Source organism: Empedobacter sp. UBA7611, assembly GCF_002484365.1.
GTDB lineage: Bacteria > Bacteroidota > Bacteroidia > Flavobacteriales > Weeksellaceae > Empedobacter > Empedobacter falsenii_B.
On sequence record NZ_DLJR01000037.1, the window covers coordinates 119,110 to 135,210 of the forward strand.

The following is a 16,101-nucleotide window of genomic DNA, read 5'->3' on the forward strand; positions in this document are numbered from 1 at the left end:
TGTTTCTATATCTAAGATTAAGATTCTTTCAATGATTTAATATCAATCACAAAACGGTACTTCACATCAGATTTCATCATTCGCTCGTATGCTTCATTAATATTTTGAATATCGATCATTTCGACATCAGACACAATATTATGTTCTCCACAAAAATCTAACATCTCTTGTGTTTCCTTGATTCCTCCAATTAAAGATCCTGCCAAATTACGACGTTTCATAATCAATAAACCTCCGTGAACAGCATCTAAAGGCTCGATAGCTCCAACCATACACATTGTTTTATCTAATTTTAATAATTGTAAATATGGATTAACATCGTGTTTTACAGGAATTGTATTCAATAAAAAATCAAATGAATTTGCATGCGCTTTCATTTGTGTTGCATCTTTCGAAATCAAAACCTCATCAGCTCCAAGTTTCTTTGCATCCTCACCTTTAGATTCGGATGTTGTAATCATTACAACATGTGCACCCATTGCTTTTGCAAATTTAACGCCCATATGTCCCAAACCTCCAAGACCGATTACACCAACTTTATCGCCCGATTTTACATTCCAGTGACGCAAAGGCGACCACGTTGTAATTCCCGCACACAACAATGGCGCAGCAGCTTTTACATCGATATTTTCGGGTACGTGAAGCACAAAATCTTCTTCTACCACGATGTTTTCTGAATAACCACCGTAAGTGATTCCACCATGTTTCGAGTTTTTAGAATTGTACGTTCCTGTAAAACCATTTTCACAATACTGCTCCAAACCTTCGTCGCAAGAATGACAATGTTGACAAGATTCTACCATACAACCTACTCCAACCAAATCTCCAACTTTAAACTTTGTTACATCAGAACCAATTTCTTTTACTCGACCAATAATTTCGTGCCCTGGAACAACTGGATAATTTGGTTTTCCCCAATCGCCTTTCGCTGTATGAATATCGCTGTGACAAACTCCACAATACTCGATATCTATAAAAATATCTTTCGCATGTAAATGTCGACGTTCTATTGTGTGTGGCGCTAATGGATCAGTTTCATTAAACGCTGCGTATGTTTTTGTGTTCATTATTTTTAAAATTTTTAACCCTATAAAATTAAAAAATCTACCTGAATAATCAGATGGTTTTGAATGAATTAAATTATAATTATTTCAATTTTTTGATTCCCATGTTCCACAAAGTGAAGGCATACTTATCAGCTGTTTCATTGATCACAACTTCTGTCGAACGACCTGCTCCGTGACCAGCTTTCGTTTCAATTCTGATTAAAACTGGATTATCACACGCTTGTTTCGCTTGTAAATTAGCCGCAAACTTGTACGAATGCGCAGGAACGACACGATCATCATGATCTCCTGTTGTGACTAATGTAGCAGGATAACATGTTCCTTCTTTTACATTGTGAACTGGTGAATATCCTTTCAAATACTCGAACATTTCTTTACTATCATCAGCTGTTCCATAATCATAGCCCCAACCTGCACCAGCAGTAAATGTATGATAACGTAACATATCTAAAACACCAACCGCAGGCAATGCTACTTTTGCTATTTTTGGATTAATTGTTTCTGTTGCTCCAACTAATAATCCTCCGTTAGATCCTCCTGATAATGCAGTAAAATCTGGTGAAGTGTAATTGTTTTTCTGTAAATATTCTGCAGCAGCAATGAAATCATTAAAAACATTTAATTTATTGAATTGACGACCTCCATCGTGCCATTTTTTACCGTATTCTCCTCCTCCACGTAGGTTTGGAACAGCGTAAACTCCACCATTTTCAATCCAAGCAGCAGTTGCCGGACTAAATCCTGGCGTTAAACTAATATTGAATCCGCCGTATCCATAAACGATTGTAGGATTTTTACCATTTTTCTTTAATCCTTTTTTATACGTAATAATCATCGGAACTTTTGTCCCATCTTTTGACGTATAAAAAACTTGTTCAGAAATGTAATCATCTGAATTAAATTTCACATTTGGTTTAATGTAAACATCCGAAGAACCTGTTTCTACATTGTATTTGTAGCTTGTAGATGGTGTGATATAATTTGAAAATCCGAAATAGATTTCTTTCTCTGATTTTTTCCCTCCAAATCCTGATGCAGAACCAACTCCAGGCAATGTAATTTGACGAACTTTTGATCCATCATATTTGTATTGCTCTACAACCGAAATTGCATCTTTTAAGTATTTAGCAAATAAATAACCTCCTCCTGTAGAAACAGATAATACATTTTCAGTTTCTGGAATAACTGTTTTCCAAGCAGCTTCGCTCAAATCAGAAATAGCGGCTTTAACTACTTTATTGTTTGGAGCTTTGTTATTTGTAAAAATGTAGAAAGTTTCCCCATCATTATCAATCACAGAAGTATTTGTGTCAAAATTATTCACAATCGTTTTGATTGGACTATTTGCTTGAGACAAATCTTGATAATACAACTCATTTCCAGTTGTTGTATTTGCAGCTGTAATAATTAAGAAACGCTCATCATCCGTCAAATAAGCACCAACATAGCGGCGAGGTGTTTCTGCTCCTCCAAAAATCAATTGATCTTTTTTCTGAGCTGTTCCTAATTTGTGGTAATATAATTTGTGTTGATCTGTTTTCTCAGATAATTCAGATCCTTTTGGTTTATCATAAGACGAATAGTAGAAACCGTCGTTTCCTTTCCAAGCTGTTCCAGAGAATTTAACATCAATCAATGTTTCTCCAACTTGTGTTTTATCTTTTGCATTCAAAACAATTACTTTTCTCCAGTCCGATCCACCTTCTGAAATAGAATAGGCAACTAAGCTTCCATCTTTAGAAAAGCTAACATCAGCCAACGAAACAGAACCATCTTTCGAGAATTTATTTGGATCTAAAAAAACTTCTTCCGTTCCGTTTTCACCTAATTTACGATACAAAACTGAATGTTGTTGTAAACCATCATTTTTGTAGTAATACGTATAATCTCCTTCTTTGAAAGGAGTCGAAATTTTCTCGTAATTCCAGATATCTGTCAACGATTTTTTCAATTGCGTGCGTAAAGGAATCTCATTCAAATAAGCATAAGTTGCTTTATTTTGTTCGATTACCCACTTCTTAGTATCCTCAGACAAATCGTCTTCCAACCAACGATATGGATCTTGTACATTCTCTCCAAAATACGTATCAACATGATCAATTTTTTTTGTATCTGGATACTTTTTCTTATAACTCTGTGCATTCACTCCTACCATAAGGGCAACATTAAATAAAATAAAAGCAGTTTTTTTCATTTCTTCTTAGTATAGCTATTTTGGTAAAGATAATAAAATCAAAAAGATAAATTGGTATTGAAAAAAATGATTTATTTTTGGGCAAAATCCTCTCAGATTTTAATTGAAATGAATACTTACAACTTCGCGGCAACTTAACGTTAAATTCATTTTGATTTAAAAATTTATCAAGTATTTTTAATTTGAAAAACCAAAAAAATGACTGTAGAAAAGTCTTTAACAGCCAAAATTGGGTCTATTTTTTCGTTAATTAAACAATCTTTTTCAAGCGAAAACTTAGATTTAACCGCGTTACCAATCAAAAAATCAGTCTTTCTATTAGCAATTCCGATGATGTTCGAAATGGTGATGGAATCTGTCTTTGCATTGGTCGATTTATATTTTGTAGGACATTTAAAAGAAAGCGCTTTCGCCATACAAACCGTTGGTCTTACAGAATCTTTATTAACAATTGTTTATTCGATTTCAATAGGAATAAGTATGGCTGCAACTGCCATTATTGCACGAAGAATTGGTGAAAAGAAACCCGAAAAAGCTTCGGAAAGTGCTTCGCAAGCAATTTTATTATCGATAATCATTACAATTCTGTTGAGTATTTTCGGATTTATATTCGCAAAAGATTTATTAATATGGATGGGCTCAACCGAACAAGCTGCTGAATACGGAAAGAATTTCACTAAAATAATGATGGCAAGTTGTTTATCAATTGTGTTATTATTCTTGATTAACGGAATTTTTCGTGGTGCTGGAAATGCAGCAATTGCGATGAAAAGTTTGTGGTTAGCTAACGGAATAAATATTATTCTGTGTCCAATTCTTGTTCGCGGATGGTTCTTTTTTCCTGAAATGGGATTAGAAGGAGCAGCCTTAGCTACTGCAATTGGTAGAAGTGGTGGTGTGGTTTATCAATTGTATGGTTTAACGAAAAAAGATTCATTAATTCAAATCAAATGGAGTTATTTCGTTCCAAAATCTAAACTAATTATCAATATTGTAAAAATTGCAGTACCAGCTATTGTACAATACATTATTGCTAGTTGTAGTTGGATTATTCTTGCGCGAATTGTTGCTCAATCTGGTGGAGAAATTGCCTCATCTGGTTATCAAACAGCTTTACGACTGATGATGTTTTTTATGTTACCTGCTTGGGGATTGAGCAATGCTGCGGCAACTTTAGTTGGTCAAAACTTAGGAAATAAAGATCCAGAAAAAGCAGAAAAATCTGTTTTAATGACAATGAAATTCAACATTATTTATATGTTGATTGTAAGTGTTATATTCTATGGATTAAGTAATTATTTAGTTTCGATATTTACAACAGAAGCGCATATCAAACTTGTTGCAAAAGAAGGAATGTACATTTTGGCAACTGGTTTTTTATTATACGGAATTGGAATGGTAATGATGAATGCTTTTAACGGCGCGGGCGATACAATGACACCAACGATAATCAATTTTGTTGGATTTTGGTTATTTCAAATTCCGTTAGCTTATGTACTTTCTTATCATTTCAATTTGAAAGAAGAAGGCGTATTTATTGCAATTCCTGTTTCGGAAACGTTTATTGCAATTTTAGCATTTATTCTCTTTAAACGAGGGAAATGGAAGCAGAAAATAGTATAAAAAATCCGCTCAATGAGCGGATTTTTTTATGTTTTATCCTTTAAAAGTATAATATCTTGCACCTTTCAAATCTGGAATTTCAGTTTCAATGCGATCTAAGGCAAAACCTTTCGAATCATTAATAGATGTTTTCAGATTTTTATTGTGTAGATTTTGGTATTGTTCAAAAGAAATCGCTTCTCTTTTATTTAAATAAGTGAACAAATCCATTTTATTCATCACATTCTTCCAACCTTCACCAATTTGTCCTTGAAAAACTTTCGATTTAGATCCAGAACCATACGCAATAAAACCAACTGTTTTTCCATTTAATTCTTCATTGCTATCTGCGCTTACTTGTAGAGCCGATAAAAATGCTGTAAAAACTGAAGCTGTGTACATATTTCCGATCTCAGAAGAAGCACGTTGAGTTGGTTCTACTTTTTCTTTGATTAAGGCTTTATATTCATCCGATTTTGAAACAACTTTCAAGTTATCATTCGAATTATCTTGATCATTTTCTAATGCAAAAACATCCGAAAACATTCTTTTTCCTTGAAATGCATAAGGCAAGTGAAAAGCAATATATCGCCAACTTTCGTACAATTTACCTTCTATTTTAGCCTCATCTTTAAAGTTGAAATAAGCTTCTCTAACTCTGTTTTTATAACATTCGTTAGAATATTGCCCTTCAAAAACGGGTTCATCAGAAAAGATTTCGATTTCAGATTTTGTTGTTCCTAAAGCATTCAATATCGCTTCATCAGAAGTTGATTGATGTGGTTTAAAGAAATCAAAAACAGATTCCATTCCAATTCCCCAATTGTTATCAAACGCAATCAAATCTGGTTGATTCGAGATTAACATCGCTACTGCACCAGCACCTTGCGTATATTCTCCCGTCGATTCTAAGCCATATTTTGCATAATCGGCTGCAATTACAATTGCTTTTTTAGCTGGATTTACACGAACATAATCGATAGAATTGTGCATCGCATCTACTCCACCCACGCACGCAAACGTCATATCCACAACATCTGTATGTCTAAAAGGTCGTTCACCAAATTGTTTAGCCAAAACAGATTCTACCAATTGTACTGCATAAGTTGCGGTTGGTTTTGCTCCATCTAAAGCGCTTTCTGTTCCTAAATAAATTCGTCCGATTTCAGTTGGATTTATATCAAAATCTGTGATTAATTTCAACAAAGCATTCGCAGCGATAGTTGCTGTATCTTCATGAACATCTAAAACAGACATTTTCTTTAAACCCAAACCAATTTCAAGTTTATCAGGATCAATATTGCGTTGAATTGCTAAATCTTTTATTGGTAAATATATATGCGGAACGTAGATAGAAGCCGCCTCTATTCCATACTTCATTTTCGTTGATTTTTAAGCGAACTTCAAAGTTAAGGGTATTTTAATTTTATTCTGGCATGAAATAAATCCTGAATTTTAAGAAATCTAATTTCATTATAAATTACTCAAAAAAGAATGCTTTTAATTATAAAATTTCTTAAATTTAAGAGCATAATTTAAAATATCAATTTTCAAAATGGCTCGTACTTTTTACAAATCAATCAAAAATTCTGTCAAATATTGGTGGATTTTATTAATCATTGGATTATTATTCGTTGGACTTGGAATTTATACATTCGCATTTCCAACAGCATCGTATGTTGCACTTTCAGTATTTTTTGCTGTATCTTTTTTATTCTCTGGAATTTCGGAAATTGTTTTTTCGATCTCAAATAAAGATGAAATTGACAGTTGGGGCTGGACATTAACGTATGGAATTATCACCACAATTGTTGGATTTATGTTAGTTGTTAATCCTATTTTAAGCTTAGAAGTTTTTGCTTATTATGTTGGGTTCTTAGTGTTATTCCGCTCAATCTCTGGAATTAGTTATGCTTTCGACCTGAAAAATTATGGTGTAAGAGATTGGGGTGTTTCGTTATTTTTGGCAATTGTTGGATTAGTTATTTCGCTTATTTTATTATCATCTCCACAATTAGCAGGTTTAACAGCAGTAGCTTGGCTTGGATTAGCTGTAATTTCATCAGGATTATTTGCTATTTTTATTTCGCTTCAATTGAAGAAAATAAAAGATATCCCGAATAATATTTCAGACGATTTGAGAAGTCGATATGAAGAAATTAGAAAAGAAATCGAAGATTTTAAAAATCAATAAAAAACAAAAACCTCTACTTTAATTGATGTGGAGGTTTTTGTTTTATTTTCCTAAGATTCCTTCTAAAAATCCAGTTTTAAAAGATTCAATCATAACATCTGGTTGATCTATAAAATTTAGGAAACCATATGCAAGAACTGCACCTATAGCAATTTTTCCAATTGTTAATAAAGATAGCTTTTTCATATTACCTTGATCTAAAATCGAATGTAATAAATATTTACAATATCGGTGCTAACAATCTACAAATTGATGCAAATGCACGGTAATACCAAGGTCTATTTTCCCATTTTTCTAGCGTTAATAATTCTGAATCCTCTTTATCTATATCAAATTGAGCACTCATTTGTTTTAATAAAGTCTCATTTTCAATTACAGAAGTAATTTCAAAATTAATCATAAAACTGCGGTAATCTAAGTTTACTGTTCCAATAAAAGCCAATTTATCATCAACCGTTATTGTTTTGGCGTGAATAAATCCTTTTTCGTATAAATAAACTTTTACACCCCGCTTCATCAAAGGTTTTAGGAATGATAATGACGCTTGTTGCACTACAATAGAATCGCCTTTTTTAGGTATAATCAACTCCACTTCTACTCCGCTCGAAACAGCAATCATCATCGCTGTCTTAAATTCGTCACTTGGTATAAAATATGGCGTGCACAATTGCACTTTCTTTTTCGCCAAAGTAATTGCCAGAACCATCGCTTCCATTGCCGAATGTAAATCACTACCAGGCGAAGAAAGTCCAAAACTAACAGTTGCAGCATCTTCAAAAATCTTACTTTGAGAATTGTAAAAATAATTTGAATCAGAAATATTATACTTTTTGCCTTCGGTCATCATCCAATTTAAGTAAAAATGCAATTGCAAACTATTGATAGAATCGCCTTCAATCATCACAGAAGTATCACGCCAATAAATCTTATTATTTGGACTTATTACACCATTTTGATTGATGTATTTATCACTAATGTTAATTCCTCCTAAAAATGCTTTTTTACCATCAACAATCAAAATTTTACGGTGATTACGGTAATTAGAATTCGCTAAAGACGAAAATCGAACAGGTAAAAATGTCTGAAACTCCACACCTGTTCCATCAAATCTTGAGTGATGTTTATTCAGTTTTGATGATCCAAAATCATCCGCAGTTACACGAACTTCTACACCATTTTTAGCTTTTTCAATCAGAATATCAATGATTTCATTTCCAATATGATCTTCATCAAAAATGTAATATTCAAGATGAATATGATCTTTCGCTTCTCGTAAAGCTTCTAAAAAAAGAGGGAATTTATCTTCTCCATTTGTCAACAACTTTACTTTATTATTTGTTGCAGGATAAGCAACTCTTGCATTATTTAAATATCGATAAACCTGTGACAACGAACCTATTCTTGTATTTACTTTATCTAAATCATCTTGAACAAATTGATCCATTTCAGTCCATTTTTCATTGATGATTTTTTGATGATTCTTATCTATACGTTTAAAAAATTCATCTTTTTTAAATTTCTGTCCAAAGAAAAAATATAAGATTATTCCAATAAACGGTAGAAAAACAATCACCAGTATCCATGCAATTGTTTTAGTAGGGTTTCGATTTTCGATCAAAATAGTAACAATCACCATTATATAAAGGACGGTAAGCGGAACCCAATACCATTCTTTGATAAAATTCCAGATGTGCAAAAGTGTGATTGACCATTCCATTTGTTACCAATTCGTAATTTTTTATAAAAATAAATGAATAAAAATCAACTGCTTAAAAAATTAACAGAAAATATTTAAAAATAATTTTGGAAATGATAAACAAACCTTCTTATATTTGCAATCCAAAATGACGGTGCCTTAGCTCAGTTGGTAGAGCAAAGGACTGAAAATCCTTGTGTCCCTGGTTCGATTCCTGGAGGCACCACCACATTTATAAAACCTCAAGCATGTGTTTGAGGTTTTTTTTTTGAATGAACATAACAATTTATTCATCGAGTATTTTAGAGTTGCATCTAAATATTCCGTAAATTGCGTAAAACATGGAAATAGGAAATAGACCTTGGGGTTCTTACTATGTATTAGAGGACACCGATATATATAAATTGAAGAGAATAGAAGTGAATGTTGGCGGGCGTTTGTCTTACCAATACCACAATCATCGTGCAGAAGTTTGGACAATTGTTCAGGGTACTGCAATGGTAACACTTGATGATAAAGAATATGAATACAAAGCAGGTGAAGTCGTTATTATTCCATTAAAAGCAAAACATCGTATTCAGAACATAGGTAATGAGACTCTAATTTTTATCGAAGTTCAACATGGTACGTATTTTGGTGAGGAAGACATCATTCGCATTGAAGATGATTACAACCGATCATCTGAAGATTAATAAAAACTAATTATAAAAGACTAAACTGATTGACTATGAAAATCGGAATTACATTTAGTGCTTTTGATTTGCTTCATGCGGGACATATCAAAATGCTAGAAGACGCAAAACAACATTGCGATTATTTGATTGTAGGTTTACAAACAGATCCAACATTAGATCGACCAGAAAAAAACAAACCGACACAAACTGTTGTAGAGCGTTACATTCAGCTCAAAGGTTGCAAATTCGTCGATGAAATTGTGCCTTATGCAACAGAACAGGATTTAGAAGATGTTTTGAGATCTTTCAAAATTGATGTTCGTATCTTAGGTATTGAATACCAAGATAAAAACTTCACAGGACGTAAATATTGTGAAGAAAAAGGAATCGAATTGTATTACAATTCAAGAGACCACCGTTTCTCAAGTTCTGGACTTAGAAAAGTGGTTGCTGAAAAAGAACTTCTTAAAGTTGTAAAATAAAAATGGAGTAAGGTTAGAGTTTGTCTAACCTTTTTTATTTACAATACTTTATCAATCAAAAAATTAATGTAAAAAATAATTCTAAAAATTATACCTTTGCAGAATGTCAAATATAGTTGCAATTGTAGGAAGACCAAACGTTGGTAAATCTACGTTCTTCAACAGAATGATCCAAAAAAGACAAGCTATCGTTGATGACACTTCTGGTGTTACACGTGACCGTCACTATGGAAAATCTGATTGGAATGGAAAAGAGTTTACCGTAATCGATACCGGAGGGTATGTCGTTGGTTCAGATGATACCTTTGAAGAAGAGATCCGCAAGCAAGTTGAATTGGCTATCGATGAAGCAAATGTAATTTTGTTCATGGTAGACAATCAAGTTGGTTTAACGGATATGGATAAGGAAGTTGGCAACCTTTTAAGACGCACTAAGAAGCCTACATTCTTAGTTGTGAATAAGGTCGATACCAACAAAAATTTAGACGATTCTTATGAGTTTTATAACTTAGGATTCGAAAAAATGTACACTATCGCTGCAATGAGCGGAAGTGGAACAGGTGAATTATTAGATGATGTGGTAGATTGTTTTACAGAAGAACAACACATTGATCCATTCGAAGGTTTACCTAAAATTACAATCGTAGGTCGTCCAAATGCTGGAAAATCTACATTAATCAATGCATTATTAGGTGAAGAACGTAATATTGTAACCGATATCGCAGGAACAACACGTGATTCTATCGAAACGTTGTACAATAAATTTGGACACGAATTTGTTTTGGTAGACACTGCCGGAATGCGTAAAAAAGGAAAAGTAAGCGAAGATTTAGAATTCTATTCTGTCATGCGTTCGGTTCGTGCAATCGAAGAATGCGACGTTTGTGTCTTGGTAATTGATGCAGAACGTGGTATTGAAGCACAAGATTTGAATATTCTTTATTTAGCAGAACGTAACCGAAAAGGTGTGGTCATCTTAATCAACAAATGGGATTTATTGGAAAAAGAAACCAATACAATGAAAGAATACAAAGATGCTATTCTAAAACGTATTGCGCCTTTTACAGACGTTCCTGTGTTGTTTATCTCGGCTCTTACAAAACAACGTGTCTTGAAAGCTGTGGATACATTTATCGAAGTTTACGAGAACCGTAGTCGTCGTATCAAAACAAGTAAATTAAACGAAACCTTGTTACCGATTATCGAGATTACACCTCCACCTGCAGTAAAAGGAAAATACATCAAAATCAAATATGTAACGCAGTTACCTACAAAAACGCCTCAATTTGCGTTTTTCTGTAACTTGCCACAATATATTAGAGATCCTTACAAACGATTTATCGAAAATCAATTGAGAAAGGAGTTCAATTTTGAAGGAGTTCCAGTTGAAGTTTACTTCAGAAAGAAATAATAAAAATCCAAAAAGTCCATTTACAATTTGTAGATGGACTTTTTTATTGATAACAATAGAATTTAACATTCATAAAAAAAGCTCAACGATTGACGCTGAGCATTTTTGTGACCGAGACAGGATTCAAACCTGTAACCTCTTGAGCCGTAATCAAGTGCGCTATTCAGTTGCGCCACTCGGCCGTTTGAAATAATTGAAAGTATTTTCCCTTATTTTCGAATGCAAATATACAGCACTTTTATCGTAAAAACCTAAGCTTTTCGAGAAAAATTTTTAACAATAATTTAATTTACAACGTATCAATTGCTTACAAAAATATTTTTTTATGATTTTGACAGAATTCTTAACTTGCTTCCTCTAAATTCAATCCAAATGATAAAAAAATTTATTCTAAGTTCATTCATTCTTCTTGCCATTAGTAGTTGTAAACAGTCGAAAGAAGCTGTTAAAACCGAACAAGAAAATACAACTTTTCAGTTTGCAAAAAATATTTCTATCGAAGAAAACAACGAAACAATCACGATAAAATCATCTGGAAATACGATTTCATTTGATAAAAAAGACTTGCCAATCAAAACTGTGATGGTAGAAACTTCGTCTGCTGTGACGTTTTTAGATCAATTAGGAAGTCTTGACTTAATCAAAGGAGTTTGCGATGCAGATTTTATTTACAATCCTAAAATAGCAGAAGGAATTGCGAATAAATCAATCTTAAAAGTTGGAAATTCAAACGAACTATTCACAGAAATTATCTTAAAAAATAAACCACAATTGATTATCGCAAGTTCTAATCCTGTTTTAGCAAAATTTCATCAACAATTAGAACAAAATGGAATAAAAGTATTGTATTTAGATGAATACAAAGAGCAAAACCCATTGGGACAAGTTGAATATTTGAAGGTTTTCGGAAAATTATTCGGAAAAGATACAGAAGCTGAAAAGCGTGTAGAAACGGTTAAAAATAATTACGACTCCATCAAAAATATCATTCAAACCAAAGGTCAAGGTAATGTTTCAACAATTGTGAATACAATGTATGGCGATATTTGGTACGTTCCGACAAATGATTTGTTGCAAGCAAAATTGATTGATGATGCGAAAGGAAATTATATTTTCAAGGATAAAAAAGGTGAAAATAGTTTGAGCTTAACGTTTGAAGAAGTTTATACAGCTGGAAAATCTGCAAATTATTGGATCAATGTAACAAACGTAAATTCTTTAGCAGAAATGAAAGCTTCTTATCCAAATTATGCTTGGTTTGATGCGTTCAAGAAAGGAAATGTCTACGCTTACAACAAACGTATGAATGCAAAAGGTTCTAATGATTATTTTGAACAAGGAATTCTTCGTCCTGATATTATTTTGAATGATTTAGGAAAAATTTTCTATCCAAATTTATTCCCAACGTATGATTTATACTTTTATCAACAATTGAAATAAATGATTGAAATTATTCAACAATTCGAGGATTTTGTTCTAAAACCAATGAATTTATCCATTTCAACTCTTGAAAAAGATGCAGAATGTGACGAATATATAGGTTATAATTTCAATGTTAATGAGTTTTCTATAAAATTTAGAAAAGCGAAAATTACGCCTAAAAAAGTTGGTCAATTTGTAACGTTATGGAAACGAAATACAGCTAAACAAACCGAACCTTTCGACGAAAATGATGTATTTGATTATTACATTATTGCTACAGAAGAAGACTCAAAACTAGGTTTTTATATTTTTCCGAAATCAATTTTAATTGAAAAGAATATTTTAACCTCAATTAAAAAAGAAGGAAAACGAGGTTTTAGAGTTTATCCGAATTGGGTAAAACCTGAAAATAAACAAGCGGAGAAAACTCAAAATTGGCAACAAGATTATTTCGTAGAAGTCAACAATCAACAGATTGACAAAACCAAGTTAGAAAAGATATTCAACAAAAAACGGAATTCAAATTGAGTTCCGTTTTTTTGTTATTTTTTCAAAAATTCGAATCCAAATAAAAATAAGCTTCACTGATAAAATCACTAATATTTGACGCAATTAAACTATGTGGATGAATATTATTTACAGCCAAATCTCCAGCCAATCCATGTAAATAAACACCTAAAATTGAAGCTTCTGATGAATGATAACCTTGTCCAATTAGCGACGCAATAATTCCACTCAACGTATCTCCAGATCCAGCAGTTGCCATTCCCCAATTTCCAGTCGAATTGAAATAAATTTTACCTTCGGATGTAATAACTGCAGTATAAAAACCTTTTATAATAAATGTCAATTGATGAAAAACAGCAAGTTTTTTAACTTTTTCTAATTTCTCAAAATCATTTTCCCATTCTCCAATTAAACGTTTTAACTCTTTTGGATGCGGTGTTAAAACTGAATCTTGTGGAATCAACGTAAAACAATCTTTCTGATTAGCTAAACAATTTAATGCATCAGCATCAATCACCAAAGGTTGTTGTTGATTCTTAATCCAATTGATAAAATTTGCTTCTGTAGTTGGGTGTTGTCCCATTCCCATTCCAACAGCAACTCCTTGATAAATTTTTATCTCAGGAAAATGTTCAATTTGTTTTTCTGAATCATCAGTCAAACTCATTGATTCTATCAAATTTGTTTGCAAAATATTTAATCCACATTGAGGAGTATAAGTCGTTACCAAACCACTACCCGTCTTCAAGGCTGCTTTTGCACTTAAAATAATTGAACCTATTTTTCCTAAACTTCCACCAATTATCAACGTATGACCAAATGTACCTTTGTGCGAAAATTGACTTGGTTTCTTTAGAAATTTCTGAACATCATTTTTCTGTATAAAATAATAATTTGTCTCAAATTCATTACTCACATTTTGTTCTAATCCAATATCTAACAAAATAAATTCATCGGTGTAAATCTGATTTTCAGGAAATAATAAACCTAATTTAGGAACCTGAAAAGTATATGTTTTATTTGATTTACAACACGGAAAATATTTTTGCATAGGAGAATCAGCAATAAAACCAGAAGGCAAATCTATCGAGATAATTTGCGTCGGATTTGACTCTTCTATTTGATTGAAGACTGAATTCCAATCATCATGCAAAGGTTGATTAATTCCAATTCCGAAAATAGCATCGATAATAACTGAATTTTCAGGAAGTTGTAACTCTTCATTCAAATTAAAAAAATGTAAATCATTAGAACTCAAAAGTTGTTGATTCTTTAAATTATCTTCGCTATAATTCTCTGATTTCAATATATAAATCAATGTTTTATAGCCTAATTTTTTCAATTCTCTTGCAACTCCTAATCCATCTCCTCCATTATTTCCTTTTCCGCAAAAAATAATAATTGGTAATTCTTTAGATGGAATATCATTCACTATATTTTCAGTCAATTTCAATACAGCTCGCTCCATCAAATCCCAAGAGGATATATTTTGATGTTTGATCGTTAATTGATCCCATTCTTTTATCTGTTTTGAATTGAGTATTTTCATGAATAACATTTGTTTACATAAAGGTAGTAAATAAAAAAAGGAACTCAAATTGAGTTCCTTTTTTTATTTATATTCTATTCATCTTAAAATAATTCTGATTGAAATTGCTCTAAGAAACGTTTATCATTTTCTGTGTACAAACGGATATCTCCAATCTGATACAACAACAACGCAATACGCTCAATTCCCATACCGAATGCATAACCCGAATATTTTTCTGGATCGATATCTACATTGCGCAAAACGTTAGGATCAACCATTCCACATCCCATAATTTCTAACCAACCTGTACCTTTTGTCATACGATAATCAGTTTCAGTTTCTAATCCCCAATATACGTCAACCTCCGCAGAAGGTTCTGTAAATGGGAAATATGAAGGACGTAAACGAATTTCAGATTTACCAAATAACTCAGTTGTAAAATAACTTAACGTTTGTTTCAAATCTGCAAACGAAACACCTTCGTCGATGTATAAACCTTCAATTTGGTGGAACATCATATGCGAACGAGACGAAATAGCCTCATTACGGTAAACACGACCTGGCGCTAAGAAACGCATGGGCGGTTGATTTTTCTCCATATGACGAATCTGCGTAGACGATGTATGCGTACGCAACACAATATCTGGATCAGTTTCGATGAAAAATGTATCTTGCATGTCTCTCGCAGGGTGATGTGCAGGCAAATTTAACGCTGTAAAATTGTGCCAATCATCTTCGATTTCTGGACCTTCAGAAACGCTGAATCCAATGCGATTAAAAATCTCGATAATACGATTTTTTGTAATGTTAATTGGATGACGAGAACCCAATGTAAATGGCTCTCCTGGACGTGTCAAATCTAAAGAAGAATCTGTTTTCCCTTCGTTTGAGATTTCATTTTTAAGAACAGTTGATTTTTCAGTTGCTAATGTTTTTAATTCATTCACAACTTGACCAAATTCCTTTTTTTGTTCATTCGGAACAGATTTGAACTGTGTAAACAAGTCCGTTAAAATTCCTTTTTTTCCTAAAAATTTAATTCTGAATTCTTCAATTTCAGCAGCATTTGTTGAATGGAAGTTTTTTACTTCTTCAATATATTGTTTGATTTGGTCAATCATAATTTCTGATCAATTTGATTACAAATTTAACCGATAATCAACTTATAACAAATTATTCGAGTACTTTTATCTTTATTCCACTAAAACTCTGTAAAAATGGTTCAACCAATTTTAGAAATTAATCTTGAAAAAATCAGTTATGATTTAGATAAAGTTATTTTGAAGTATTGAGAAATCTTTTGTCACTTTTTTATTCATAG

At 32.4% G+C, this 16,101-nt stretch carries 14 protein-coding genes and 2 tRNA genes; 8 read left to right on the forward strand and 8 right to left on the reverse strand.

The genetic code is table 11. The annotated features are described in order from the left end of the window. Window positions 1–17: 17 nt before the first annotated feature. Both B3R94_RS05795 and B3R94_RS05800 read right to left on the reverse strand, forming a co-directional pair. Entirely contained in the window at window positions 18–1,067 is a 1,050-nt protein-coding gene (locus B3R94_RS05795; protein WP_291066269.1) for an NAD(P)-dependent alcohol dehydrogenase, read from the reverse strand. Window positions 1,068–1,146: 79 nt separating this feature from the next. After that, complete coding sequence (locus tag B3R94_RS05800; RefSeq protein ID WP_291068818.1) at window positions 1,147–3,261, reverse strand: prolyl oligopeptidase family serine peptidase; 2,115 nt, start codon at window positions 3,259–3,261, stop codon at window positions 1,147–1,149. A gap of 198 nt (window positions 3,262–3,459) precedes the next feature. Here B3R94_RS05800 and B3R94_RS05805 point away from each other — a divergent pair, with 198 nt between their 5' ends. Further along, window positions 3,460–4,884 carry an MATE family efflux transporter gene (locus tag B3R94_RS05805; protein ID WP_291099275.1) on the forward strand — a complete coding sequence of 475 codons (1,425 nt, stop codon included), beginning with the start codon at window positions 3,460–3,462 and terminating at the stop codon, window positions 4,882–4,884. 33 nt (window positions 4,885–4,917) lie between these two features. On the opposite strand, the gene B3R94_RS05810 is transcribed toward B3R94_RS05805, so the two are convergent. Beyond that, on the reverse strand, window positions 4,918–6,243 hold the full coding sequence (locus B3R94_RS05810; protein ID WP_291099278.1) for a hydroxymethylglutaryl-CoA synthase family protein: 1,326 nt from the start codon (window positions 6,241–6,243) through the stop codon (window positions 4,918–4,920). Window positions 6,244–6,418: 175 nt separating this feature from the next. Between B3R94_RS05810 and B3R94_RS05815 the strand changes: the two genes are divergently transcribed. After that, window positions 6,419–7,057 (forward strand): HdeD family acid-resistance protein, encoded by a 639-nt coding sequence (locus tag B3R94_RS05815; protein ID WP_291099281.1) that lies wholly within the window; start codon window positions 6,419–6,421, stop codon window positions 7,055–7,057. Between the two features lie 42 nt (window positions 7,058–7,099). Here the strand turns inward: B3R94_RS05815 and B3R94_RS05820 are convergent, their stop codons facing one another. Beyond that, window positions 7,100–7,243, reverse strand: a complete 144-nt coding sequence (locus B3R94_RS05820) for a hypothetical protein (protein ID WP_181816261.1) — start codon at window positions 7,241–7,243, stop codon at window positions 7,100–7,102. A 34-nt stretch (window positions 7,244–7,277) separates the two neighbouring features. Continuing rightward, a complete protein-coding gene (cls, locus tag B3R94_RS05825; protein ID WP_291099284.1) occupies window positions 7,278–8,774 on the reverse strand; it encodes a cardiolipin synthase in 1,497 nt (498 codons plus the stop codon). A 132-nt stretch (window positions 8,775–8,906) separates the two neighbouring features. Here cls and B3R94_RS05830 point away from each other — a divergent pair. From B3R94_RS05830 to der, 4 genes are all read left to right on the forward strand, one after another. After that, window positions 8,907–8,982: transfer RNA gene (locus B3R94_RS05830), tRNA-Phe, on the forward strand. Window positions 8,983–9,094: 112 nt separating this feature from the next. Then, entirely contained in the window at window positions 9,095–9,445 is a 351-nt protein-coding gene (locus B3R94_RS05835) for a phosphomannose isomerase type II C-terminal cupin domain (protein WP_038336510.1), read from the forward strand. Between the two features lie 35 nt (window positions 9,446–9,480). Further along, a complete protein-coding gene (locus B3R94_RS05840) occupies window positions 9,481–9,909 on the forward strand; it encodes an adenylyltransferase/cytidyltransferase family protein (RefSeq protein ID WP_038336508.1) in 429 nt (142 codons plus the stop codon). A gap of 103 nt (window positions 9,910–10,012) precedes the next feature. Further along, window positions 10,013–11,320 carry a ribosome biogenesis GTPase Der gene (gene der / locus B3R94_RS05845; protein ID WP_280049488.1) on the forward strand — a complete coding sequence of 436 codons (1,308 nt, stop codon included), beginning with the start codon at window positions 10,013–10,015 and terminating at the stop codon, window positions 11,318–11,320. Window positions 11,321–11,428: 108 nt separating this feature from the next. Here der and B3R94_RS05850 read toward each other — a convergent pair. Beyond that, window positions 11,429–11,502 (reverse strand) — tRNA-Arg (locus B3R94_RS05850). Window positions 11,503–11,692: 190 nt separating this feature from the next. On the opposite strand from B3R94_RS05850, the gene B3R94_RS05855 reads away from it, so the two are divergent. Together B3R94_RS05855 and B3R94_RS05860 are read left to right on the forward strand one after the other, a co-directional pair. Further along, on the forward strand, window positions 11,693–12,760 hold the full coding sequence (locus tag B3R94_RS05855; protein ID WP_291099287.1) for an ABC transporter substrate-binding protein: 1,068 nt from the start codon (window positions 11,693–11,695) through the stop codon (window positions 12,758–12,760). After that, the gene (locus B3R94_RS05860) at window positions 12,761–13,270 is read left to right on the forward strand and encodes a MepB family protein (RefSeq protein ID WP_291099290.1); all 510 of its coding nucleotides are present in this window, start codon (window positions 12,761–12,763) and stop codon (window positions 13,268–13,270) included. It abuts the gene before it with no gap. A gap of 22 nt (window positions 13,271–13,292) precedes the next feature. On the opposite strand, the gene B3R94_RS05865 is transcribed toward B3R94_RS05860, so the two are convergent. Together B3R94_RS05865 and B3R94_RS05870 are read right to left on the reverse strand one after the other, a co-directional pair. After that, window positions 13,293–14,798 (reverse strand): NAD(P)H-hydrate dehydratase, encoded by a 1,506-nt coding sequence (locus B3R94_RS05865; protein WP_291099293.1) that lies wholly within the window; start codon window positions 14,796–14,798, stop codon window positions 13,293–13,295. 83 nt (window positions 14,799–14,881) lie between these two features. Then, entirely contained in the window at window positions 14,882–15,901 is a 1,020-nt protein-coding gene (locus B3R94_RS05870; RefSeq protein WP_038336503.1) for a phenylalanine--tRNA ligase subunit alpha, read from the reverse strand. Between the last annotated feature and the right edge of the window lie 200 nt (window positions 15,902–16,101).